We start from the raw sequence: 24,224 nt of genomic DNA on the forward strand, positions 1-24,224 counted from the left end.
GGGCAGGTTCGAAAGCGGGAAAGCGGACAAAAAGGAGAATCGCCATGGTAGTCGCGGGCATCGTAGCCGCAGTGATTGCAGTGGGGGGCATCGCCCTCGCCGTATACGTGGACAACAACCGCTACGGCGAGGAACGTTTGATCGAGAAGGCTCGCGCGGCAGGTTTCGACGAGAAGCGCATCGAAATCGACGGCGCTACCGTCAACTTCGCCGAGGGTCCCGATAACGGACCCGCACTGCTTCTGATCCACGGACAGTCGATGCAGTGGGAAGATTACGCGAGCGTGTTGCCCGACCTTGCAGCGTCCTATCACGTGTTCGCCATCGACTGTTTCGGCCACGGCGAGTCGGCTCACGATCCCGCACGGTACACCTGCGCCATCCAGGGACAGGCGCTCGTGACGTTCGCCCGCGAAGTCATCGGAGGCCCTTACGCGGTATCGGGTCTCTCTTCTGGCGGCATCATCGCGGCATGGGTGGCGGCGCACGATGTCGAGCACGTCACGGCACTCGTGCTCGAAGACCCGCCGCTGTTTCACGTGACGCCCGATGAGATGCAGAAGGATCCCGGGTGCTTCGTATGGCTCGACGGGTTTACGGTGATCCACGGGTTTCTCGAACAGGACGAAACGGACGATCTCGCCGTCTACTACGCCGAGCACAGCTACCTGTTTTCGCAATTCGGCGGTTTGCAGCCGAAAATCGCCGAATGGACGCGGTCCGAACGCGCTGCGAACCCCGACGGTCACCTCGTGCTTTCGTGGGTTCCCCACGACTGGGTGCGCGGCATGTACTTCTACGACGATTTCGATCCGCGGTTCAGCGAGGCCTTCTATCAAGGAACCTGGGTGAGCGAGGACGAGCAAGCTGACATGCTCGAATCGGTCGCGTGCCCGACGGTGTATCTCAAGGCCGAAACCCAGTACGGCAAAGACGGGGTGCTGTATGCGGCGAACAGCGACGAAGATGCCGAACGTGTTGAAAGCCTTGTCAGGGAATGCGAAACCGTTCGCATCGCATCGGGCCACGACATCCACTACGAGCATCCCGCTGCGTTCATCGAAGCTGTCGACCGCGCGTGCGAGCGAGCGGGTGCATAGGAGGCCTCCTCGCAGAACACCGTCTGCCGCCCATTGGTGTTGTGTGTGCATCGTGCAGAAAATAGGGGCTTTTCCCTCAGGGTTAAAGACGCTATCATATCCCGCGGACGCGCCACGGCGCGCTCGATCGATGCGCAACCGTTTCTCTCGCAGGCGTTTTGCGGCGTTCCCACGCGAAAGACGCGACGCGGAAACGGAGGAATAGTGGAGATACGCCCGGGGGCGTGTAACCCGTTGACACCCCGCTTTTCCTAGCGTATTATTCATCTGCTCGCGCGTTCGCACCAAAACGAAGGCGCAAGCAGGCAGCTTGATAAATACACATGAGTTGAGCAGACATTTGGGAGTGTGCCCGAGTGGTTAAAGGGGACGGGCTGTAAACCCGTTAGCTATGCTTACCTAGGTTCGAATCCTAGCGCTCCCACCATCTGCCTGTGTAGCTCAGTCGGTAGAGCACTTCGTTGGTAACGAAGAGGTCACCGGTTCAAGTCCGGTCGCAGGCTCCACTATGGCGGTGTAGCTCAGTTGGTTAGAGCACACGGTTCATACCCGTGGCGTCACTGGTTCAAATCCAGTCACCGCTACCATTTGGAATTTCCACGGACGCATCGTCTGTGATCGCATCGCATGTACCTTCGGGGTGCATGCGTTTTTTTACTTGCTCGAAAGAGCACGTGTTTTACCCAGCGTGCCGCAAGGCGCGCGAAGCGCATCAGTTTATCTCTTATTCGCGTATGCGAAGCCAATTTTAGGAGGAGACACATGGCTAAGGAGAAGTTCGAGCGCAGCAAGCCGCATGTTAACATCGGTACGATCGGCCACGTTGACCACGGCAAGACCACGCTCACCGCTGCTATTTCCAAGACCCTTTCCAGCAACGACGGTTCCCATGGCACCGCCAGCGCTGACTTCACCGCCTTCGAGGACATCGACAAGGCTCCCGAAGAGCGCGAGCGCGGCATCACCATCTCGATCGCTCACATCGAGTACGAGACCGATGCTCGCCACTACGCTCACGTTGACTGCCCCGGCCACGCCGACTACGTCAAGAACATGATCACCGGCGCTGCTCAGATGGACGGCGCGATCCTCGTTATCGCTGCCACCGACGGCCCCATGGCCCAGACCCGCGAGCACATCCTGCTCGCCCGTCAGGTCGGCGTTCCCTACATCGTCGTGTTCCTCAACAAGTGCGACATGGTTGATGACGAAGAGCTTCTCGAGCTCGTCGAGATGGAAGTTCGCGAGCTGCTCGACAGCTACGAGTTCCCGGGCGACGACACCCCGATCATCCGCGGCTCTGCTCTCAAGGCTCTCGAGGGCGACGCCGACTACCAGGCAAAGATCTGGGAGCTCATGGATGCGGTCGACTCCTACATCCCGACTCCCGAGCGCGACGTCGACAAGCCGTTCTTGATGGCCGTCGAGGACACCATGACCATCACCGGCCGCGGCACCGTTGCCACCGGCCGTGTTGAGCGCGGTACCCTCCACGTCAACGACAACCTCGAGATCATCGGCATCAAAGAGACCATGACCACGGTCTGCACCGGCATCGAGATGTTCCGCAAGCTGCTCGACGAGGCTCAGGCCGGCGACAACATCGGTTGCTTGCTCCGCGGCGTGAAGCGCGAAGAGATCGTGCGCGGCCAGGTTCTCTGCAAGCCCGGTAGCGTTACCCCGCATACCGAGTTCGAGGGCCAGGTCTACATCCTGACCAAGGAAGAGGGCGGCCGCCACACCCCGTTCTTCGACGGCTATCGTCCGCAGTTCTACTTCCGCACCACCGACGTTACCGGCGTGGCGCACCTCCCCGAGGGCACCGAGATGGTTATGCCTGGCGACAACGTGCTGCTCAAGGGCGAGCTCATCCACCCGATCGCCATGGAAGAGGGTCTGCGCTTCGCTATCCGCGAAGGTGGCCGCACCGTCGGATCGGGCCGCGTTACCAAGATCCTCAAGTAACTCGCTCGACTGATCGAATGCTTAAATCGGAGCCCGTATCCTTACGGGTGCGGGCTCCGTATGTAAAGCCGCTTATCATGTGTATGAATCGAAGCGCACTACGTTACAATAAAAGGAGAGTTCATGCGTACATTGGTCACATTGGCGTGCACTGATTGCAAGCGCCGCAATTACACGACCAAGAAAAACAAGCAGAATAATCCTGATCGTCTCGAGATGAAGAAGTACTGCAAGTGGTGCGGGCACCACACGGTGCACAAGGAAACTCGATAGGTAGTCAGGTTAAGCACTAGGCCAGTAGCTCCAATTGGTAGAGCGGCGGTCTCCAAAACCGCATGTTGGGGGTTCGAGTCCCTCCTGGCCTGCCAGCTTGTTTGTTGAGCAGCTTGGTTCGAAGTTGCTGATGAGAAGCAGCTTGGGATCAGGCTGCTGATCGGATACCGATACGGTTGGTCGAGCAGTCTTGCATAGGCTGCTTGTTTGGCGTTATAAGGCGGATTGATTCCGCCGCGAATTAAAGGATGCAGATGGCTAAGAAATCAAAGACACAGCGAGCGAAGGCATCGGCCGCCCGTGCTGCGAAGAGAGAGCAGCAGGAGAAGGCTGAGAGCGCTGAGGTCGAGGCGAAAGACGTCGCCGAGGCCAACGCTGAAGCGGTCAAAGAGTCAAAGCTGAAGCTCTTCAAGAAGAAGGCCGAGAAGGCCGAGGAGCCTGCTGAGAAGAAGCAGGTGAAAAAAGAGGAGAAGAAGCCCGAGAAGAAACCCAAGAAACCGGGTTTCTTGAGCGAAGTGCGCGCGGAAATGAAGCGCGTCACCTGGCCGACGAAGACCGATGTGCTGCGCTGGAGCGGCGTTGTCGTGGTGGCTTTGCTGTTCTTCGGCATCTACGTTTCGGTGCTCGATAACTTTATCGTGACGCCGATTCTGTACGGCATTTCCGGGTTGGGGGCGCTGTAATCCATGGCGAAGAAATGGTACGTCCTCCATACGTATTCCGGATACGAGAACAAGGTTAAGAAGAATCTCGAAACCCGCATCGAGACGATGGGGCTCGAGAACAACGTGTTCGCCATCGAAATCCCCACGGAAATGGTCACCGAGATCAAAGAAGGCGGCCGCCGTGTGGAAAGCGAGAAGAAGGTGTTTCCCGGGTACGTGCTCGTGCGCATGGAGCTTGACGATCGCAGCTGGGCTGCGGTTCGCAACACGCCCGGCGTCACGGGATTCGTCGGCAGCCAGGGCAACCCGGCACCGCTCACCCGCGAGGAATACAACAAGATCATGAAACGGACGAGCCACGAGGCTCCGAAGAAGACCTCTTCCAGTTTGGAAGTGGGACAGGCCGTCAAGGTCGTGTCGGGTCCTTTGGCGGAGTTCGACGGTGTTGTGTCGGAGGTGTCGCCCGAGGCCGGCAAGGTCAAGGTGATGGTTTCGATCTTCGGCCGCGAAACCCCGGTCGAGCTTTCGTTCGATCAGGTGGCGAAGATTTAAGATTGGATATCATAAGCGGTGCGTGCCTGGTGGACGGGGCTTCTCACGCAAGACGCTTTTGTGATAGATGAAACAAGTACGTATCAGCTGAAAGGGACGTTCGATTATGGCTGAAAAGAAAGCAACCGGCTTCATTAAGCTTCAGATTCCCGCAGGCGCCGCAAACCCGGCTCCTCCGGTAGGCCCCGCACTTGGCGCGCAAGGCGTCAACATCATGCAATTCTGCCAGGCGTTCAACGCCGAGACGCAGGATAAGGCAGGCACCATTATCCCGGTCGAGATCACGGTGTACGAGGATAAAACGTTCTCGTTCGTCACCAAGACCCCGCCTGCGGCTATCCTGATCAAGGAGAAGCTCGGCATCCAGAGCGGCTCCGGCATTCCGCAGCTTCAGAAAGTGGGCTCGCTCACCGAAGACCAGCTTCGCGAAATCGCCGAGACCAAGATGCCCGACCTCAACGCCAACACGGTCGAGGCTGCGATGGAGATCATCGCTGGCACCGCTCGCAGCATGGGCGTGACCATCGAAGGTCGCGAGCCCAAGAAGGTCTACACGCCTTCCAAGAAGCTCGCCGCCATGCTCGCCGGCCGCTCGCTCGACGACGAGTAACCCGCCGTCGAGGAACGCCTGTCGGCAAAGGCTGCACGCCGACGAGGGTAACGTGTACGCTCAGAGGCCATCGGGCCTCTTTGCAAAGATAGGAGTGGAAGAGCGCACGCCCGCTCGCCATCACCACGAAAGGAAAGCGATATGGCTAAGAAATCCAAGAACTACAAGGCCGCTGCCGCCAAAGTGGGGGAGACCCCCTACGCGCCGCTCGAGGCCGTCAAGCTCGTGCAGGAGATCGCCACGGCGAAATTCGACGAGACCGTTGAAGCCCACTTCCGTTTGGGCATCGATACCCGCCAGGCCGATCAGCAGCTCCGCGGCACCGTCAGCCTGCCGAACGGCTCGGGCAAGACCGTCCGCGTTGCCGTGTTCGCCGAAGGCGATGCAGCTCGTGCGGCCGAAGAGGCCGGTGCCGATATCGTGGGTTCCGACGATCTGATCGCCGACATCCAGGCAGGCAACATCAACTTCGATGCCACGGTGGCAACGCCCGATCAGATGGCCAAGGTCGGTCGTCTCGGCAAGATCCTCGGTACGCGCGGCCTCATGCCGAACCCGAAGCTCGGCACCGTCACCAACGACGTGGCGAAGGCCATCAAAGAGCTCAAGGGCGGCCGTGTTGAGTACCGCGCCGACCGCTACGGCATCGCGCACGTTATCATCGGCAAGGTGAGCTTCACACCCGAACAGCTCGCCGAGAACTACGGAGCCGTGTACGACGAGGTCATCCGTATGAAGCCGGCTGCCGCGAAGGGCAAGTACGTGAAGTCGGTTACCGTTACCTCCACGATGGGCCCCGGCGTTCCGGTGGATCCGTCGGTAACGCGTAACTACACGGCTGCTGCCGAATAGTACGTTCCAGCTCGCTGATTGCAGCAAACAAGGTTGAAAGGAGTCTTCGGACTCCTTTCTTTTTTGATTTCAATGTGATATCATCTTAATATCACAGTTGAGGATTGTTCGGGCATCTTCGACTGTTGACGCTCGTCGGTATATCGGAAGCCCGCGAAGGAGTGGTCATCATGTCTGAAGAGAAGGTCGCGCACGCACGGAGCGGTTGGCCCATGCTCGCCGTCACCCTGCTGCTCGGGGTAGTTTGCGTCGTCGCCATTGTCGCGGGTGCGATGATGCTGCCACCCGACGAGGCCCCCATGACCACAACCGTGCACGCGCTGGGTGTGGTGCTTCTCGTTGTCGGCATCGTCGCGCTGTGCGTCGGCCCTGTGCTGCTTCTCATGGGCTTCTTCACTATCCAGCCGAACCAAGCGCGCGTGCTCATCCTGTTCGGCAACTACAAGGGCACAGTCCACGACGAGGGCTTTCATTGGGCGAACCCGTTCTATTCGCGCTCGGCAGGGTCGACCTACGATTTCCAATCGGGTAAAGCCGTGCCTAAGTCGACGAAGATATCGCTGCGCGCCCGCACCTACAACGGCGAGCATTTGAAGGTGAACGATAAAAACGGCAATCCCATCGAGATAGCCGATGTGGTGGTGTGGCGGGTAAGCGATACCGCGAAAGCTATCTTCGACGTAGACGATTACAACACCTATGTGCACACGCAAAGCGAAACGGCGCTGCGCCATGTGGCAACCACGTACGCCTACGATTCCGACGATGGGGAGATCACGCTGCGCAGCAACATCGAAGAGGTGTCGGCGGCGTTGAAAGACGAGCTTTCAGTCCGCCTTGAAAAAGCAGGCGTCATCATCGACGACGCGCGCCTCACGCATTTGGCGTACGCCCCTGAAATCGCCCAGGCAATGCTTCGCCGCCAGCAGGCCGAGGCCGTAATCGCTGCACGAGAGAAGATCGTCCAGGGAGCGGTGTCCATGGTGGATATGGCGCTCACCGAGCTCGCTGCGAAGCATGTGGTCGATCTGGATGACGAGCGACGCGCTGCCATGGTATCGAACCTTATGGTAGTCTTGTGCGGCGATTCCGAAGCCCAGCCTGTGCTCAACACCGGCACGCTGTACCAATAGGGTGGTTTAGCGCGGCATGGCCAAACGCAAGCAATATCCTTTGCGCATCGATACCGAGGTATGGGAGGCGCTCGAACGGTGGGCGGCCGACGATCTTCGCAGCGTGAATGCCCAAGTTGAATTCCTGTTGCGCAAATCGCTTAAGGATGCGGGGCGGCTCGGGAAAAAGGAGCCGCCCGATTCCGAGGAAACCGAGAGCAAAGGTTGACCGGCGATTCCGAGAACGGCAGGCGGAAAAGGGCAGGCGGGCGAGGCCGAGGGCGGCGAATAAGCGACTCGCTGCGAAACGAATGCTCTAGCGTAGGGCAAATCGGGCAGGATGCGGTTTCAGGGGGTCTGCCTGCGTCTGAGGGATCGGGTGAGCGCGGCGAAGGCCGCGGCCATGGCGATGAGTCCCGCACCGTCGAAAGCGACGAATCGGGAAATGCCCGCAGCGAGCAGCGCGTGGCCTTCAGGAATCGAGGCGAGAATGGCGCTTTCTCCGACAAGACCGATAATCTGCTGCACGAGCACGATGAAGTAGAGGGCCCTGAACCTGACAGGATCGACGATAACGAGCGGGTACGTCGCGTTCCACATGAGAAACGCGACACCGAGCCCCTGTACCGCTACGCTGCCTGCAACTCCCGAAAGCTCGTATGCGGGAGCAAACGCGTCAGGCCAGATGATGAACTGCACCGCGCACTGCACGTTCACGACGAACACGATAAAAACCGCGACTCGTGCCGCCCAGAGCGCCACTTTGCCCGCAGCCGGCTGCATGGCTGCTACCGGATGTGCGGCTGCTGCCGGCTGCGCGTTTGCTGCTGGTTGCGCAGCTGCAGTCGAATGAACGATCGGCCGTTCGGCCTTTTCTTCCTTCTCGGTTTGCGCAGGGGATGATTCTCCGGTGTTTTCGTTGCCCACGGTGTGCCTTTCGCTCAGTAAGCTCTTATTGTACCCGATGGTTCACTGCTCGGCTGTTATCTGCGGTTGTCTGCGGCAGATGCAGGTTCTCGCCGCTACGCGCCGATCGATCCTTCGGGTGTGCTCGAGTTGTTCGGCGTGTCTGGAATAGCGGGTACTTCGGGTGTGCTTGGGTGTTTGGGTCGTTTGGATGCCCCGAGAACGCTTGGCGGCTTGGACTGGTGGATGTGCCGGCAACCAGTCGGATGGCTGGGCGTTCGGATATGCCGAAATCGATCGGGTCTGGGATCGGTGGATGTGTCGACAACATTCGAATCGTGCGGTTCGCGGGCATTGTTTCGGGCTATGCGGTGGCCTCCTCGGTTTTCTGTTCCCGAAGTGGAAGATTTAGGCACAAAATTGGAGGTTTGACAATTATGGAATATCATATATTAAATATTTAGTACGTAAAAATTTCGCCATCAGGCATTTTGGTTACCAAAAAGCTAAAATCAAGTATGTATCTCATTATACAATTGTCAAACCTCCAATTTTGTGCCGAGATCGGGGATGTCGGGAACATAGAAGGGCGAATACCGTGTAACGCGACCGATTATGGCGCTCGGGTTTCAAGGGGAAATCGATGAGGCCGAAGCTACGTTGAGGACTCAAAGACCCTGCCCGCCGAAACAGCATTCGAGACCTAAAGGGACCCGATGCCGCCTTGGCGGCACCGGGTCTGCTGGATGTATCGGTAATAAGTAAAGCGCGCGCCTAAGTTACGCGGTCTGCTTGCGGCCAAGGTCGGTGTTATCGTTCTCGCGGTCGCGCAGCGCCTCGACGGGGCTCTCCTCGTCTTCGGAGCGGTAATCCTCGCCGGCCTTTTCCTGAAGCTCACGGATGACCTTGTGGCTCGGTGCATCCTGCGTGCGGCCGTTCACCTTGTCGTTCCACATGAAGAACTCATGGTCGCTCGGCAGGTCGTCGACGTCGACGAAATCTTCTTTGTCGGCGGTCAGCGTGACCTGGTTGGCGAGGATGTCGCGGACGTATTCCTTCGTCTCGTGGAAGTCGAGCAGCTCGGGGAATTCGCCATCGGTACCCATGACCTCCTGCCACTGCTTGCCGTCGTATTTCTCAAGCAGCTCGGCAGCCTTGTGCAGATGGGCGATCTCCTGCATGAGGTGCATCTCCCACATCTTCTTAACGTACGGGTCAACCTCGGTCTCGTAGAACGAGTAATACAGGTAACATTCCATATACTCGCGCATGAGCATGTTTTCGAGCCAGGTACACGTGGGGTCGAGCAGGGCGCCGTAATGCGTTACGTGCTGCTCTTCGACCATGGCGATTTCCTGGTAGAGGTCGCGGCCGACTCCTTCGGGATAGGTGTTGCCGAGGTTCATGTAGAAGTTCATGGTCTGCTGCTCTCCTGCGGTAAGGATAAGCGCACCGAGCTTCGTGCGAATGTCGGCGGTCTTGAAATCGCGCGCTTCCTTCACGGCTTCGGACGGATGGCGGTGATGGGCGATGGTGGGTCGGCCGGGCGTGATCTCGACGTAGCCCTTCACGAGCTTGTGGGCCGGAATGTCCTCGTCCATCTTGAGCAGGTCGGCGTAGCGGTACAGATGGTCGAAGTCTTCGAGCAGGGCGAAGTCCATGCAGGCCTTCGCGTACTCGTCGGGCTCGTGCATGGCGAGCCAGGCGGTCAAATCGACGGCGAGGTGCTCGTAACCGATGGTCAGCTCGAGCTGCGTCTCGTTGCTCGGGCTCATCCAGTTCACATGCTTCTGCTGCTGCTGTTCCATGCGGCGCACTAAGGCCAGCTCGCGGCGCAGATCGTTATCGGGGCAGTTCCGGTGGAAGTTATGGCCGAACATAACCGCCTCGACCTCGATGCCGTTCATGAGGATGATGCGCGTTTTGGTGTAGGGGTCGGCCTCCAGTTTGTCGTAGGGCTTAGGAGCCATGGTGCTCCAGTCCATGACCATTTCGACCATCTTCTTCTCGGGTTTCTGCTCGAATGGGTTCATTCGGGCCTCCTTTCGCGTGGGTGAATTCTCGTCTAACGGTGCGAAGCATCGTGTGGTTGATGGTAACGGGGGCTTCGCGCACGCAGGTGGCTTCGTTGCCGCGCCGCACACCGATCGTTGGCTTTGTTGTCATTTTGTGAGTCGAGCGATAAGAGAAGGTTGCGGCATCGTGATAAACCATGCAAAACGGTCATACAGAAGGCTCATCTGCGGGAGTGCTATACTGTGCCGAAATGAAAAAACGACGGCAAAGATAAGGTGCATACGGCATGATCATCAAGAAGTCACCGGCAGAAATCGAGGCGATGAAGGAGGCTGGCCGCATTTCGGCAAAGGTGCTGCGCGAAGTGGGGGCACGCGTTCAGCCGGGCGTTTCTACGCTCGAACTCGATCGGTTCGCTGAAACGCTCATTCGCCTCGAAGGCGGCATTCCCGCGTTCAAGGGATACGGCGGTTTCCCCGGTTCGATCTGCGCTTCGGTGAACGAGCAGATCGTCCACGGCATCCCCGCTGCAGACGTCATCTTGCAAGAGGGCGACATCCTGTCGGTTGACACGGGCGCCATCGTCGATGGCTGGGTAGGCGATAACGCATGGACGTATGCGGTCGGTACGGTTTCGGATGAGAAGCAGCAGCTACTCGACGTGACGGAGAAATGCATGTGGGCCGGCCTCGATGCCGCGCGGCCGGGCAACCGGCTCGGCGACATCGGCGCGGCCGTGCAGAGCATCGCCGAAGCGGCGGGCTACGGGGTCGTGCGCGAGTACGTCGGGCACGGCATCGGGCGCGCCATGCACGAAGACCCCAACGTGCCCAACTACGGTCACAAGCATACGGGCATCTTGCTCGAGCCCGGTATGGTGCTTGCCATTGAACCCATGATCAACATCGGCACGTACAAAACCAAGCAGATGCCCGACGGTTGGCTCGTGGTCACCCGCGACGGCAAGCCCTCTGCGCACTTCGAGAAAACCGTTGCCATAACCGAAGACGGTCCGCTTATCCTCACGACCGAAGAAGGCCATCGCCGTCCGGTATAACAGAGCGGGCTCTGAAACGGAAACGCTGCGTGCGGGCTGCTGCGCTTGCCGATGGCGGGCGGTGTGTATCTTTAGCGGACATAAAGGGGCGGCTGGCGGCCGTTTCGGTGCTTGCCTATAATGGAAAGGCCGCTTTGCGGCGCTGCATGGTTTGAATGAAAAGGATTCGCGTGAACACACCAGTCGATTTCGCCCCTGTCCTTCTGGGCGGCGATGCCAACGCCTACGGAATGGCCCGCTCGTTTTACGAAGAGTACGGCGTGACCTCTGCGGCGATCGGCAAGGGAGCTTTCCATATCTGCCTGCACAGCAAGATCGTGCACTTCGAGGTGTGCGAACCCCGTCTCGAAGAAGACGAGGTGTTCGTCGACACGCTCGTGCGCTACGCCCGCGACCATACAGCGGTGCCGCTTTTGCTCGTACCGTGCGGCGACAACTACACCAAGATGCTGGTGCGCAACCAGGACAAGCTGCGCGAGCACTACCGTTTCACCATCATGTCGCCCGACCAGTACGACCTCGTGTCGACCAAGGAGCGCTTCTACCGCACCTGCGAGAAATACGGCCTTCTGTTCCCTGAAACGTGCGAGGTTACGCCCGAAACGGCAAAGGGATTCGAGCCTCCGTTCGCCTACCCGGTGGTGGTGAAGCCGTCGAACAGCGTCGCGTATTGGACGTGCGATTTCCCTGGCAAGAAGAAGGTGTTTGTCGTGCAGAGCCCTGATGAGATGCGCCGCATCCTCGAAGGCGTGTACTCGTCGAGCTACCAGGACAGCATGATCGTACAGGATTTCGTGCCGGGCGACGATACGCGCATGCGCGTGATGAACTGCTACAGCGATTCATCGGCAACGGTGAAGATGATGGTGCTCGGCGATGTGCTCCTCGAAGAGCATACACCCGAGGGCATCGGCAGCTACGGCGCGATCATGACCGGGTACGACGAGGGCATCAACGATCGCATCAAGGGGTTTCTCGAAGAGATCGGGTACGTGGGCTTTTCGAATTTCGATTTGAAATACGACGAGCGCGACGGCTCGTACAAGCTTTTCGAGATCAATCCGCGTCAGGGGCGCTCGAGCTACTTCTCGACGGCGTCGGGTAAGAACCTGGCCCGCTACCTCGTGCGCGACGTCATATACGGCGAAGACCGCCCGATCGACATCGCCACGCTTGCCGACGAGCGGCTGTGGACCATGGTGCCGCTTTCGGTCATCCGCGAGTACGTGAGCGATCCGACTGCCCGCAAGCGGGCGGACCGCCTTATCGGGGAGGGCAAAGTAAGCCGTTCGTACTGGTCGAAGGACGACCGTTCCCTCCTGCGCTTTTTGAGCTATCGCATGAATCAGAGGAACTATCGGCAGCAGTACCGCGAGTGCTTCAACCGCCGAGGTATCGACGACTAGCCGCCTGATGCCGTCTCGGCGGCGCGCGCGGATATGCTGCGCGGACGGGTGAACGGTCGGGACTAAGGAAAGCGAGGTGTGACATGGAAAAACTCGGGATCATCGGGGGGTTGGGGCCTGCGGCGACAGCTCAACTGTTCTCCCGCATCGTGCAGTATACCGAAGCGGATCGCGACCAGGATCACCTCGATGTGACGATTCTCAACAGGCCCGCCATACCCGACAGAACGGCGTTTCTGCTTGGTAAGCCCGGTGCGGCAACCTTTGTCGAACCCATGCAGCAGGCCGCCCGCGAACTCGAGGAGCTCGGGTGCACGGTTCTCGCGACTCCCTGCAATACCGCCCATGCGCGCCTGGACGCCATCGCATCGGTTCTCGATGTCGCCCGCTTCGTCGATATGCCGCGCTCCGCCGCTGCGTTCGCTGCGCGCATCGGGTGCAAACGCGTCGGTGTGCTTGCGACCGATGGGGCTTTGGCCGCAGGCGTCTTTCAAACGGCTCTCGCAAAAGCGGGTTTGCAGACGGTGATCCCCGCCCGTGAGGTGCAGGCGGAGGTCATGAGCATCATCTATGACTACGTGAAAGCCGGGCGCAACGTGCCGCCGGAAACGGTTGCGAGCGTGTGCGAAGCGTTGGTGCGCGAGGGATGCGACGGCATTATGCTGGGATGCACCGAGTTATCGCTTCTGGGGCTGGGCGGGCGTGCGCAAGGAGCGCTCGTCATCGACGCTCTCGATGTGCTCGCATACACGTGCGTCACGGAGTGCGGCGCGAAGGCGGTCGACCTCGAAGGAGCATACCGGATGCGCGGCGCGGGCGAGGACGAACCGCCCAACGGCGGCTCGCTTGGCGACGGGCTCGCGTGCGGCGGCTCGGATGGCGATCCGCCTGACGGCCAAACGCCCAGTGGCGGCTCGTCTGACAACAACGAAACGACAGAGTAAGGAAGAACGCAACCTATGTGCGGATTTGCAGGATACGTCATAACGAAATCGGCCAACGACCCGCAGCGCATCATCGAGCTGATGGGCGATCGCATCAAGCACCGCGGACCCGACGGCGCGGGCTACTACGTCGACGGCGAGGTCGCGCTTGCGCATCGCCGCCTGTCGATCATCGATCTCGAGGGCGGAAGCCAGCCCATGTACAACGAGGACGGCTCGATGGTGCTCGTGTTCAACGGTGAGATATACAACTACCGCGAGCTGCGCGAAGAGCTGCTCGCGTGCGGTCACGCGTTTACGACCGAGTCGGATTCGGAAGTGATCCTGCACGGGTTCGAGCAGTACGGTCGCGGCGTGCTCGACAAGCTGCGCGGCATGTTCGCATTCGTCATCTGGGATATCCGGGAAAAGAAGCTGTTCGGCGCGCGCGATATCTTCGGCATCAAGCCTTTCTACTACTACCGCGACAACGGCGAGTTTCTGTTCGGCTCGGAGATCAAGAGCTTCCTCGATCATCCGGGTTTCGACAAGCGGATCGAGCGCACCCGTATCGCCGACTATCTTTCTTTCGAGTACCTGCCCGACGAGAACACGCTGTTCCAGGGCGTGTACAAGCTCATGCCCGGATCGTTTTTCGAGTGGACCGAAGCAAGCTTTACAACCGAGCGGTACTACAACCCCACCTACGCCATCGACGAGAACCCCTCGCTCGACGAATGGGCCGACCGCATCGAGGACGTGTTCAGCGAATCGGTCGAGGCGCACCAGATCGCCGACGTCGAGGTGGGCGGGTTCCTCTCGTCCGGCGTCGACTCGAGTTACGTGGTCGACCGCGTATTCGCGCGTGGAACGAAGATCCGCACGTTTTCGGTGGGGTACGAAGAAGAGCAGTACAGCGAGCTTTCCTATGCCAAGCAGTTCTCCGACGAGCTCGGGGTGGAGAACATCTCCAATAAGATAACGGCCGCCGATTTCTTCGATGCGATGCCCGACATTCAATACTACCTTGACGAGCCGCTTCCGAATCCTTCTGAGAACCCGCTGTACTTCCTGGCCGAGAACGCGGCGAAGCACGTAAAGGTGGTGCTTTCGGGGGAGGGGGCCGACGAGCTGTTCGGAGGATACCCGAACTATCTCGCCGAAGCGCATCTGGGAAACTACTGCGAGCGCGTACCGCGCCCCGTTCGCCGTGCGCTCGGTGCCGTCGCAGGCAGGCTTCCTCGCTTCAAGGGGCAGCATTTCCTCGTGCATGGAGCCATGGAGCCGTGGGAGCGGTTCTCGCGGGCCGACTACGTGTTCGAGAACGACGAGCGACAGCAGTACCTGAAAGACCCGATCACGGGACCGACGCCTCAAGAGCGCTCGAAGTGCTACTTCGAGCATGTTGAGGACCTCGATGCCGTGACGCAGCTGCAATACGTGGACATGCAGACATGGATGGCGTTCGATATCCTGCTTAAGGCCGACCGCATGTCGATGGCCCATTCGCTCGAGCTGCGCGTGCCGTTCCTCGATAAACGGGTGCTCGAAACCGCGCTCGCCATACCGGCGCGCTATCGGGCTAAGGACGACGACTCGAAGATAGCGTTGCGCCATGCGGCGGCGCGTCATCTGCCCGAGCGCGTCTACGGCAAAGAGAAGCTCGGCTTTCCCTCGCCGCTCGCTGCATGGCTGCGCGAGGACCGGTATTACGAGCGTGTGAAAGCTGCGTTCACCGGGGATGCGGCACGCGAGTTCTTCGTGCCCGAAAAGCTCATGGAGCTGCTCGACGAACATAAATCGGGAAGGGTATCGAACATGCAGAAGATATGGTCGTTCTACACCTTCATCGTATGGTACGAGGAATTCTTCGGCGCAGGCGAGCGCGCCGGGTGCCGCGCGTAAGCAGGTTGGCGAGCGCGCCTAGGCTGCATCATCGGCGCAAGCGAGCGCTTGAGGTGCACGGGTGGTGTCGAGCGGGGTGTCGCGCGTAACCGCCCAATAACCGATTGCATGCAAAACGGCTTCGTGCCGTTTTTCTGCATGCAGCAAGCCTTCTCCCACATGCTGTGCATGACGTGAAACAAGTTCGCTATATCCTGTGTCTGATCGGGATTTGCGCTCGCCAAGGGGCATATTTCATACAAGGAGACCTTGTGTGGCTTTTTTGAATGGCTTGGTGTGCGAGAAACCCGTTTGTTATGATCGGGCTGCTCTACGCAATACATAGAGAAACAAGGTGCATATGCAGACTATAACCACACAACGCACTTTCCGTAGCATCACGTCCATCGTCTTAGCACTTGTGCTGGCGACCTCGCTTATGGGGCTTGCTCCCGCGCAGGCTTTTGCGGTGACGAGTGCCGAAAAGCAGGCCGAGGCCGACGAGATCATGCGCAGCATCGATGCGCTGCAAACCCAACTCAACGAAGCGAACGCCGAATACGATCGCGCGACGCAGGAGTACGAGACGGCGAAAGCCGCTGCCGAGGACGCTGCCGCTCGCGTGCAGGCCGCTAAGGAGCGCATCGCCGAGCTGCAGGAGCGCTTGGGCGATCGGGCGGCGAGCATGTACAAGACGGGCGGCTCGATGTCGTTCATCGACGTGCTGCTGGGCGCTTCGTCATTCGAGGAGCTTGTGACCTCGTGGGATGCGTTCGAGAAGATCTCGAGCCAGGATGCCGAGCTCGTGCAGGAGAGCAAGGACGTCAAGGCCGAAGCCGAAGCGGCCGAGCAGGAGTACAACGAGCAGAAGGCCAAGGCCGCAGAGGAAGTCGAAAACGCCAAGGCCGCCCAAGCCGAAATCGAAAGCACGAAGTCTTCGATGGAATCCGAGCTTGCCCGCGTGAACGAGGAAGTTATCGCGCTGCAGGCAAAAGAAGAGGAAGAGCGCATCGCCGCCGAAGAGGCCGAGCGTCGCGCCGAAGAAGCGCGCAAGCTTGCCGAAGCTACGGTCATCCCCAATACGGGCGGCGGCGGAGGCGGCGGCTCGACGAGTGCGGGCACGACGGGCGGCGACGGATCGGTCAACGTATCCGGATGGACCCACCCGTGTCCCGGGTACTACGGTGTCACCAACGAGTTCGCGTGGGCAGGCGCATGGGATGGCAACTACCACAACGGCATCGACCTCGGCGCCGCATCGGGTACGCCCATTCTCTCGTGTGGTCCCGGTACGGTCACCTATGTCGGCTGGTACGGAACCGGCGGCAACGCCGTCATCGTCAGCCACGGCAACGGCATCCGCACCATCTACATGCATATGAGCTCGCAGGCCGCAACGGTGGGACAGCAGGTCTCAGCCGGCGACGTGATAGGCTATGTCGGTTCGACGGGGTACTCCACAGGTCCTCATCTGCACTTCCAGATAGAGATCAACGGAACCCCGGTCAACCCGAGAAACTACTTCAGTTTTTAGCGATACCCCAAAGCGATGCCGAAAGCATCGCTTTGCATATGGCTAGGATGTTCGGATCAGGGCGGTTCGGACGAGTACCCTAGGAGGCGAACATGGAACGAAATCATACGAAGGTGACGAGGCGGGCGTTTCTCGGCGGAGCGGCTGCGTTCGGAGCCGTGTCGCTCGCACTGCCCGCGTGGGCCTTTGCCGATCCGACTTCAGCCGACAAGCAGGCGGAAGCCGACGCGGTGCGCACGCGCGTTGCCGCCATGCAAACGGAGCTCTCCCAGAAATCCGAAGAGTACTACGCGGCGCTCGACGCCCACGATGCCGCCGTTGCCGCATGTGATGAGGCGCAGACGCGCATCGACGAGGCGAGCGGCCAGATAACCGAGCTGCAGGGCAAGCTCGGCACCCGTGCGCGCAGCATGTACCGCAGCGGTGGAACTTCGTTTCTCGACCTTCTGCTCGGAGCGACCACGTTCGAGGAGTTCGTGACGAACTGGGATATCCTCAACCAGATGAACGAGAACGATGCGAATCTCGTGCAGCAGACGAAAGATCTGCGTGCCGAGGTCGAAGCGCAGCAAGCGGAGCTCTCGAAGCAGGAGCAGATAGCAGCGGACAAGGCCGAAGAGGCGCGCGTCAACAAAGAAGAAGCAGAGGGTACCGTTGCGGCACTGCAGGCCGAACTCGACTCGCTCGATGCCGAGGCGCGTGCGTTGCTGTTGGCCGAACAGGAGGAGGCTGCTGCCGCAGCGCGTGCGGCCGAGGCTGCTGAAGCATCCTCGAACAACGGTGGGGCTACGGACGGTGGGGGCGGCACATCGAATACCGATACTCCCTCGAACACCAACCCCCCGAGCAATACTACCAATCCCCCGAGCAACGAGGGCGGTGGTTCATCGGGCGGCGGTGGCGGCAGCTATGTGCCCCCGAACGGCTCGGTGGTCGACTACGCCGTCTATTGTTTGGGGACCCCCTACGTCTACGGTGGCAACAGCCCCGGATCGGGCCTCGATTGCTCGGGTCTTACGTACTGGTGCTACAAGCAGGTGGGCAAGACCATCCCGCGTACCACGTACGGCATGCCGAGCGCTGCGGCGTGGCAGGGATCGGTTTCGGAGGCTCAGCCGGGAGACGTGCTGTGGAACTCGGGGCATGTCGGCATCTGCACGGCTGCGGGTGGCGGTACCTACATCCACGCACCTCAGCCGGGCGATGTGGTGAAGTACTCGTCGTGGCCGCAGTTCGTGAAGGCTTTGAGGTTCTAGGGCGCGTTCGGGATCTCGCAGCGGCGAGCTGGCATTACCGGCGAAGCGCGAAGCGATGGAGACATCGCGCGGCGTCGCGACCCGATCGCTGCAGCGCGGCTACGCTTTCGAAGACCAATCCAAAAGCTCTCGCTTCACGGCATCGAGGATGTCTTGGCATCGTGCGAAATGATCCTGCGATCCGACAGCGCTGGCGTTGAGCGTGCAGGTGTCGGCGAACGTGCTTACCGCCATCTGAAATGCGGGGGCAGGTCGGTACGTACCGGTCAGGTAACAGCGTTCGACCGCACATCCCTCAAAGGCGAATCGCTCTGCATCGATGATGCCGAAATTCGTGTACGAGATGGGCAGAATGCTGTAGATCGTGTGGCCGAGCCAATCGAGCAGGGGTGCGGGCATCCACGGCGAAATCGCATGGAGCGCAGAGACGCCCGCGAAACAGCGATGACGCTCTTTTTGGAGACGCATCTCGTCGTGGACGAGGGAAAGCGTCCGATCGAACGAATCGCCGTTCGCTACTTCGACGACGAGTGTGTACATGCCGGTCATATTGGCGAGGGTGAGCGCATCGTCTGCGGCGATCGGGAAGCTATCGCTTGCGAAACGTCGCAGATCAGCGGGACAGGGCAGCGTGACAACCGAGATGGGTTCGCCTCGCTTTCGCGCGATGATGCGGGCGTATGCGGCGAGGAACGCGTCGTTGAGCGTTGCGTGAAAACGCTCAACTGCACGCTTGACCGCTGCAAAATCCGATTCGCCGATACGCGCGGTAAGCGAGCGGAAGGACTGGCCTTCGTCTTCAGGCAAAAGCGGTTGCTGATTTTTGCGGTCAGTCGCTTTTTCATTTGGTGTGGGTTTGCCCACCTCGACGTTGCGTGCAAGGTCCCGTACCGAGCGGATGTTTCCGCTGAACTGCACGGGCGTGCGGTTGTAGAGCGTTGCAAGCAGGTAGAGGTACTGCTAAAACCCCCTGCCGTCGGAGAGGATGTGGCTTAGGGCAACGACAAACTCTGTTGTCTCTCCCCTCGGCATGACCGATAGCTTCAGTTGAGGCCCGGTGCCGAAGTCCCAGCGCCATCCCTCGCCGAAATCGTCGCTTCCGATGAGCATCGCGCGACTGACGGGAAAGCCGCGGTCGACGAATCGGCCCGTTCGGTACTCGTAGGCGTAGAGCACCTCGGGAACCAGGCGAGCGCTTTGGCTTACGGCATCCTCGAGTCGTCGGATGTCGAGTGCTCCCGAAAGCGTAGCGTGGCAGAAAACGATTGGATAGACGGTGTCGCGATGAGCGACCTCGATGCCGTCAAGGCAGGTGCGTCTGATGGCATTTCGCGTGCCGTCGAGTGCGGCAGCTGCGGTTTCGCTCATAGCGGCCACCTTTCCTGATCGAACGGTCGAGCGCGCGAAGAGTGCGTGCTCGGTGTACGGTGAAGAAGCCTGCGTAACGTCGGGCGCGTGGACGCCAAACGCATCTCCGCACGCTCATCATACTTCGTTGCCCGTCAAAACGCCACACGAACCCGTGCGCTCGGATCCCTCGGTATCCCTGCGGTTGACTGCCGCTTATCAGATCAACGAGCACTCCCTTGCGTCAACCGCTGCGATTCGGTCATACTGGATGGTGAAGATCATGCGCATCGTTGCAGCGGCAGCGTGTAAGGCGTGCGCAATACGCGGAAGGCAGGTGGCGGATGGACGGCGAGCGCAAGGCGGGGATGACCGAGGGGCCTTATGCCCTGAGCGTGCGCGATCTCGCATACCGCTACGCGTCGAACGACGTGTTCTCCGATGTGTCGTTTTCGCTCGACCGGGGATCGATCGCGTTTCTAACCGGCCCGAACGGTTCAGGGAAATCCACGCTCTTCCGGTGTCTGGCCGGATGGGCGGTGCCGCGCGACGGCACGATCGAGGTGTTCGGTGTAGGGTTCGATGGCACGAACAGGAACCAGCGCCGCGAAATCGCCTACGTTCCCGATGTCCCTGTCTTCTACGACGATCTTACGGCTGAGGAACACATCCGGTTCGTACAGCGCGCGAACAGGGTCGCCGACGGCGGCGACGGCGCCGATGCGCTCATGGAGGCGTTCGGGCTTTACGACCACAGGCGCCGCTATCCTTCGGCGTATTCGCGCGGCATGCGCCAGAAGCTCGCGCTCGTGATTGCGCTGGCGGCGAAACCCCGGCTGCTTTTGCTCGACGAACCCTACGGGCCGCTCGACCCCGAGGCTTCGGAGGTTTTGAGCGGCTTGCTCGACGATGCGCGACAGCGGGGTGCGGCGTTGCTTGTAAGCTGCCACCACGATGTCGCGACGCTTGTGCCCGACAAGCTTTTGCGACTTGAGGACAAAAGGCTGTACGAGCAGGCTTCCGAGTCCGAACGCCTTTCATTTGGCGTACATCCGTCCATTGCCGCGGGAAGCTAGCGGTATGCTGCACGATATGCGATTGCTGCTGTGGCTGCGCATCCGCCACGCTCGGACGACGCTCTCGCGCATCATGCATATGGCGGGAACCGATCCCGTCGCTGATGGCGGTGCGGGTGAGCGCGCCTACCAGCTCTACATCGCAGTCTTCATCGCCATTGCGCTCGTCCTTTTGTGGGCGGCGCTGCTCGATACGATCGCTTCGACGTTCGCATTGTTAGGGATAGAGGCGGCGGTTTCGGCGTTTCATGCGGGGTTGCTCGCGATGGCGGCGGTGTTCGTCGCAACGGGGGCAAGCGGGTTGAGAAGATCGCCGCTCACGTGCTCGCACCCCGATATCGCCTACGTTTTTGCAAGCGGTATGAACATGCCTTCTGTTGCGTTCGTAGCGTTGGCCGTTCGCGTTTTGGGAAGCGGCATCGTCGGGGGTTTGCTCGGCTATGCACTCGGGGTCGGGCTGGCAAGCGCATCGCTTGCGGTTGAGCCTGTTGCGATGGCGCTCGTCGGCGGCCTCGGTACTGCGGCGGCGGCAGGCGGCGGATGGCTCGTCGGCGCGGTGCGGCTTGCGGGCAAGCGGGCGCGGGGAAGCGTGGCTTGGGCGGGAGCCGTCCTCGTCGTACTTGCGCTTGCCGCAGTCGCGCTTTCGGTGACGGCCGATCCCCTTACGGTGCTTGCCGGCTCAGGCTTCGCGCTGGCGATGTTTGCGGAAGCCGCGGTAACAATCGCTTGCGTCGTTGCCGCAACGCTTTGTGCACGTACGTTCGATCGGGCGATTATCATCGAGGAAAACGCGCTGTTCGCCGATATGCAGCCTTTCGGCGCGTTCTCGCCGATCGACCCGAACACGATCAGGGAATACCGCCGCCGTAAGAAAATCGCTCTACGCAGGCCGCGTTTTCGTCTTCCTGCGGGCAGCGGGAGGGCGGTGCTTACAGCACGTGCGGCGCTTTCGCTCGTGCGTCAGTACGACGGATTGCCGGTGCTCGTCATGCAGGGCCTCGTGGCGGCTCCGCTCGGCGTGTACGCTCTCTCGGGAGCAGGCGGGCTCATCGCGCTTCTGTTCTGGATCCAGGCGCTGCTCATGTTCTCACAGGGCATTCGCGAGGAAACGCGGGCGTTCGGCGACGATATCCGTGTTCGGCTTGTGCGCGACCGGTTGCCGTTCAACGCGCTCGAACTGCTCGTGTTCGATACGCTGCCCTCGTTTGCGCTCGTCGCCGCGATTTCAACGGGAGCGATTGTCCTTTTTGCGCCGTACATGCAGGTGTCGGTTTTGTGGGCGGTCGTGCTCGGGCTTGTCCTCAGCGCATCTTACGTACTGGCCCGCGGTTTCGATGCGATACGGCTTCCCTTGACAGGGCGCACGATCGACTACGAGGTAGGTGCGCTCGCGCTGGTCTCGTGTTTGGGGATCGTCGCATCGTTTTCGGGCCCGACGTGGTGGCTCGTGCTCGCCGCAAGCGCCCTCGGAGCCCTGTTTGCTGCGATCGTGCGCTACGGCACCGAACGCGCGTAACCTGTTTGAGGGAAGCTTGGCCTCGAGCTTCGGCGCCTGTACCGTGCAGCGTGTTGCCGAACGCGCGCAAAACGCGCCGTGCGAGCAAGCGTGTAGCTTATCTGCGCTTGAGCTTGCCGGTTACGCGCCCCATGATGGAGCTCAAGAAAGCCGCCTCGGGGATCTTGAGCTTGAGGGCGATGCCGAAGGTGACGATGAGACTCACGAGTCCGCAGACCACGATATAGCCGAACGCCTGGAGCATGCTTCCCGAGAGGGGGGCGATGAGCGCTTGGATGGCAAAGAGGGCCGCGCCTCCCGCCGCCGCGCCGAGGGCGCCTAACGCGAGTGCGGCTGCGAATGCTTTCGCGGTAGAGCGCAGGCCGAATGCGCCGAACCGTTTGCGCAGGTACACGAACAGGCAGATGTCTCCGACGAGATAGAATACGAGCTCGGCCGCCGCGATGCTCTCGATGGGCACGTCGGCGATCCCGTTCGATGCGAGGTAGACCGCAGCCCCCGTGAGCGCGACCTGCACGAGCGCCGCGATGATGTTGAAGCCGGCGAACACCCCCATCTTGCGCAGGCTGCTGAAAATCTTCTGCAGGTAGGTGTTGATGCCGTAGAAGGGAAGCGATACCGCGAACACGGCAAGGTAGCTCGCCACGGCGGGAATGTTATCGGCCGTGAAGGCGCCTGCACTGTAGAGCGTGATCAGCGGTGTTGCGAACACGATGAGGTAGAGGGCGAACGGGATCATGAAGAACAGGATCTGGTTCGTACCCGATACGATGCCGCGTTTGACTCCCTCGGTGTTGCCTTCGGCCTGCATGTCGGCGAGTTCGGTGAACATGGCCGTGGTGATGGGCACCGCCAAAAACGAATAGGGCAGCATGAACCACAAGCGCGCGTAGTAGATGATCGAGGGGCCGTTGTCGGCAAACGCGTACGAGGCGGCGCTCTGCACCGACACGACGATGACCGAGCTCAGCATGACGATGACGGCGGGAATGCCGATGGAAAGCGTTTCGCGCAACGCCGGATCGCGCAGGTCGACGCGCGGGCGGATGCGGATTCCGTTTCGCTTCAGGGCGGGAATTTGAATGGCCATCTGCACGAATACTCCGAGTGGGTTGCCGATGGCGATCACGTAGAGCGCAAGTTCAGGATCGTTCGGCGCGATGAGGGCGTAGGCGAAGAACGTTGCGATGACGATCACGTTGTTGAACACGGGGGCGATCGAGGACCAGAGGTAGTCTCGGTTCGCGTTCAGAAGCCCTGAGACGACGGCACTCGCACCGTAGAATACGATCTGGATGGCGAAGAACTGGAAGAAGAACACCGAGGTGGCCATCTCGGACTGGTCGGAATAGAAGCTTTGGGTGAAGATGGCCTGGGCGGGAAAGGCCATGCAGATGAGCGAAACCACGCCGAGCAGCAGCACTACGATCGTGAGCAAATTCGAGGCGTAAGCGTTTCCTTCCGCCGCGCCGAGCTTCTTCTTCACCGATACGTACACGGGCAGAAACGCCGTGACGATCATGCCGCCCGCTACGAGCTCGTAGAGCATGTTGGGCAGGTTGTTCGCTACGGTGTACGAGCTTGCGAGCAGCGTCGATCCGAGCGCGAAAGCCATGGCCCACGTGCGTACGAAACCGGTTATGCGCGAGATCATCACGCATACGCTGATGAGCGCCGCCGACGAGCTGACCGTTGCGCCGTTTGCCGCTTCGGACGAAACGGCAAGATCGCCTGCGGTATCGTCTCCCTCGGGCGTGCGGACGAGCATATCGTCGGATGCGTTGTAAACTTCGGGTTCGGGTGCGAGCGCGGCTTCGTACTGCTCACGCACGGGTTCCGCAACGCGGCTCGTGTCGTGCGGTTCGCCAGCAGGCTCGAAATGCCGTCCCGACCCGCGCAGTTCGTCCGTGTCGTCCGCTGTCTTCGGTGCCGCTTTCGCGTGCCGTCCGATCTTTGCGGGTCGGTCGGTGTCGTGGGTGCGCCGGGCGTGTCGGCCGGCATACGGGTCGTAGTCCGATTCGTCGACCTCGAAGCCGAGCTCGCCGATGCGATGGAACGAACCGGTGGTGTCGGGAAGCTGAAGGAGTTCTCTTTCAACCGCTTCGCGGGTATGTTTGGCTCGTGAGAGCTTGTCCGACATCGAATGGCCTTCTTGCTTTTAGCTATAATTGCTT

General features: G+C 60.4%; 22 protein-coding genes and 4 tRNA genes. 21 read left to right on the forward strand and 5 right to left on the reverse strand.

Going from position 1 to position 24,224, the window contains the following annotated elements; genetic code table 11:
* The first annotated feature begins 44 nt into the window (after window positions 1-44).
* The 13 genes from FJE54_RS09800 to FJE54_RS09860 all read left to right on the forward strand — a co-directional run bounded on the left by FJE54_RS09800 (window position 45) and on the right by FJE54_RS09860 (window position 7,358).
* Entirely contained in the window at window positions 45-1,100 is a 1,056-nt protein-coding gene (locus tag FJE54_RS09800) for an alpha/beta fold hydrolase (RefSeq protein ID WP_139652610.1), read from the forward strand.
* Between the two features lie 342 nt (window positions 1,101-1,442).
* Window positions 1,443-1,527, forward strand: a tRNA-Tyr gene (locus FJE54_RS09805).
* A 3-nt stretch (window positions 1,528-1,530) separates the two neighbouring features.
* Window positions 1,531-1,606: transfer RNA gene (locus FJE54_RS09810), tRNA-Thr, on the forward strand.
* Between the two features lie 4 nt (window positions 1,607-1,610).
* A tRNA-Met gene (locus FJE54_RS09815) sits at window positions 1,611-1,687 on the forward strand.
* Window positions 1,688-1,862: 175 nt separating this feature from the next.
* Window positions 1,863-3,065 carry an elongation factor Tu gene (tuf, locus tag FJE54_RS09820; RefSeq protein ID WP_139652611.1) on the forward strand — a complete coding sequence of 401 codons (1,203 nt, stop codon included), beginning with the start codon at window positions 1,863-1,865 and terminating at the stop codon, window positions 3,063-3,065.
* 123 nt (window positions 3,066-3,188) lie between these two features.
* Window positions 3,189-3,338 (forward strand): 50S ribosomal protein L33, encoded by a 150-nt coding sequence (gene rpmG, locus FJE54_RS09825; RefSeq protein WP_139652612.1) that lies wholly within the window; start codon window positions 3,189-3,191, stop codon window positions 3,336-3,338.
* A gap of 18 nt (window positions 3,339-3,356) precedes the next feature.
* Window positions 3,357-3,433 (forward strand) — tRNA-Trp (locus FJE54_RS09830).
* A 159-nt stretch (window positions 3,434-3,592) separates the two neighbouring features.
* Window positions 3,593-4,021, forward strand: coding sequence for a preprotein translocase subunit SecE (gene secE / locus FJE54_RS09835; RefSeq protein ID WP_139652613.1), 429 nt, complete (start codon window positions 3,593-3,595; stop codon window positions 4,019-4,021).
* Window positions 4,022-4,024: 3 nt separating this feature from the next.
* Window positions 4,025-4,555 (forward strand): transcription termination/antitermination protein NusG, encoded by a 531-nt coding sequence (gene nusG / locus FJE54_RS09840; RefSeq protein WP_139652614.1) that lies wholly within the window; start codon window positions 4,025-4,027, stop codon window positions 4,553-4,555.
* A 106-nt stretch (window positions 4,556-4,661) separates the two neighbouring features.
* Window positions 4,662-5,165 carry a 50S ribosomal protein L11 gene (rplK, locus tag FJE54_RS09845; protein WP_139652615.1) on the forward strand — a complete coding sequence of 168 codons (504 nt, stop codon included), beginning with the start codon at window positions 4,662-4,664 and terminating at the stop codon, window positions 5,163-5,165.
* 141 nt (window positions 5,166-5,306) lie between these two features.
* Window positions 5,307-6,017, forward strand: coding sequence for a 50S ribosomal protein L1 (rplA, locus tag FJE54_RS09850; protein ID WP_139652616.1), 711 nt, complete (start codon window positions 5,307-5,309; stop codon window positions 6,015-6,017).
* A gap of 170 nt (window positions 6,018-6,187) precedes the next feature.
* Window positions 6,188-7,150 (forward strand): SPFH domain-containing protein, encoded by a 963-nt coding sequence (locus FJE54_RS09855; RefSeq protein ID WP_180326688.1) that lies wholly within the window; start codon window positions 6,188-6,190, stop codon window positions 7,148-7,150.
* A gap of 16 nt (window positions 7,151-7,166) precedes the next feature.
* On the forward strand, window positions 7,167-7,358 hold the full coding sequence (locus tag FJE54_RS09860; RefSeq protein WP_139652617.1) for a type II toxin-antitoxin system antitoxin: 192 nt from the start codon (window positions 7,167-7,169) through the stop codon (window positions 7,356-7,358).
* 119 nt (window positions 7,359-7,477) lie between these two features.
* Here FJE54_RS09860 and FJE54_RS09865 read toward each other — a convergent pair whose 3' ends face one another.
* Entirely contained in the window at window positions 7,478-8,056 is a 579-nt protein-coding gene (locus FJE54_RS09865) for a hypothetical protein (RefSeq protein WP_255467343.1), read from the reverse strand.
* A gap of 758 nt (window positions 8,057-8,814) precedes the next feature.
* Window positions 8,815-10,068: a hypothetical protein gene (locus FJE54_RS09870; RefSeq protein ID WP_139652618.1), complete on the reverse strand. Its 1,254-nt coding sequence runs from the start codon at window positions 10,066-10,068 to the stop codon at window positions 8,815-8,817.
* 269 nt (window positions 10,069-10,337) lie between these two features.
* On the opposite strand from FJE54_RS09870, the gene map reads away from it, so the two are divergent.
* The 6 genes from map to FJE54_RS09900 all read left to right on the forward strand — a co-directional run bounded on the left by map (window position 10,338) and on the right by FJE54_RS09900 (window position 18,111).
* Window positions 10,338-11,108, forward strand: a complete 771-nt coding sequence (map, locus tag FJE54_RS09875) for a type I methionyl aminopeptidase (RefSeq protein WP_139652619.1) — start codon at window positions 10,338-10,340, stop codon at window positions 11,106-11,108.
* A gap of 170 nt (window positions 11,109-11,278) precedes the next feature.
* A complete protein-coding gene (locus FJE54_RS09880; RefSeq protein WP_139652620.1) occupies window positions 11,279-12,514 on the forward strand; it encodes a carboxylate--amine ligase in 1,236 nt (411 codons plus the stop codon).
* 83 nt (window positions 12,515-12,597) lie between these two features.
* Window positions 12,598-13,458, forward strand: coding sequence for a cysteate racemase (gene cuyB, locus FJE54_RS09885; protein WP_139652621.1), 861 nt, complete (start codon window positions 12,598-12,600; stop codon window positions 13,456-13,458).
* Window positions 13,459-13,473: 15 nt separating this feature from the next.
* Window positions 13,474-15,342, forward strand: a complete 1,869-nt coding sequence (gene asnB / locus FJE54_RS09890) for an asparagine synthase (glutamine-hydrolyzing) (RefSeq protein WP_139652622.1) — start codon at window positions 13,474-13,476, stop codon at window positions 15,340-15,342.
* A 340-nt stretch (window positions 15,343-15,682) separates the two neighbouring features.
* Window positions 15,683-16,855, forward strand: coding sequence for a murein hydrolase activator EnvC family protein (locus FJE54_RS09895; RefSeq protein ID WP_139652623.1), 1,173 nt, complete (start codon window positions 15,683-15,685; stop codon window positions 16,853-16,855).
* A 92-nt stretch (window positions 16,856-16,947) separates the two neighbouring features.
* The gene (locus FJE54_RS09900) at window positions 16,948-18,111 is read left to right on the forward strand and encodes a coiled-coil domain-containing protein (protein ID WP_139652624.1); all 1,164 of its coding nucleotides are present in this window, start codon (window positions 16,948-16,950) and stop codon (window positions 18,109-18,111) included.
* A gap of 99 nt (window positions 18,112-18,210) precedes the next feature.
* Here the strand turns inward: FJE54_RS09900 and FJE54_RS09905 are convergent, their stop codons facing one another.
* Both FJE54_RS09905 and FJE54_RS09910 read right to left on the reverse strand, forming a co-directional pair.
* Window positions 18,211-18,918 carry a hypothetical protein gene (locus tag FJE54_RS09905; RefSeq protein ID WP_139652625.1) on the reverse strand — a complete coding sequence of 236 codons (708 nt, stop codon included), beginning with the start codon at window positions 18,916-18,918 and terminating at the stop codon, window positions 18,211-18,213.
* A gap of 153 nt (window positions 18,919-19,071) precedes the next feature.
* Window positions 19,072-19,479 (reverse strand): hypothetical protein, encoded by a 408-nt coding sequence (locus FJE54_RS09910; RefSeq protein WP_139652626.1) that lies wholly within the window; start codon window positions 19,477-19,479, stop codon window positions 19,072-19,074.
* 323 nt (window positions 19,480-19,802) lie between these two features.
* Between FJE54_RS09910 and FJE54_RS09915 the strand changes: the two genes are divergently transcribed.
* Both FJE54_RS09915 and FJE54_RS09920 read left to right on the forward strand, forming a co-directional pair.
* Window positions 19,803-20,534 (forward strand): ABC transporter ATP-binding protein, encoded by a 732-nt coding sequence (locus tag FJE54_RS09915; RefSeq protein WP_255467345.1) that lies wholly within the window; start codon window positions 19,803-19,805, stop codon window positions 20,532-20,534.
* A gap of 4 nt (window positions 20,535-20,538) precedes the next feature.
* Window positions 20,539-22,050, forward strand: coding sequence for a hypothetical protein (locus FJE54_RS09920; RefSeq protein ID WP_139652627.1), 1,512 nt, complete (start codon window positions 20,539-20,541; stop codon window positions 22,048-22,050).
* 97 nt (window positions 22,051-22,147) lie between these two features.
* Here FJE54_RS09920 and murJ read toward each other — a convergent pair whose 3' ends face one another.
* Window positions 22,148-24,190 (reverse strand): murein biosynthesis integral membrane protein MurJ, encoded by a 2,043-nt coding sequence (gene murJ, locus FJE54_RS09925; RefSeq protein ID WP_139652628.1) that lies wholly within the window; start codon window positions 24,188-24,190, stop codon window positions 22,148-22,150.
* Window positions 24,191-24,224 lie beyond the last annotated feature (34 nt).

Source organism: Raoultibacter phocaeensis, assembly GCF_901411515.1.
In the GTDB taxonomy this organism is placed as follows: domain Bacteria; phylum Actinomycetota; class Coriobacteriia; order Coriobacteriales; family Eggerthellaceae; genus Raoultibacter; species Raoultibacter phocaeensis.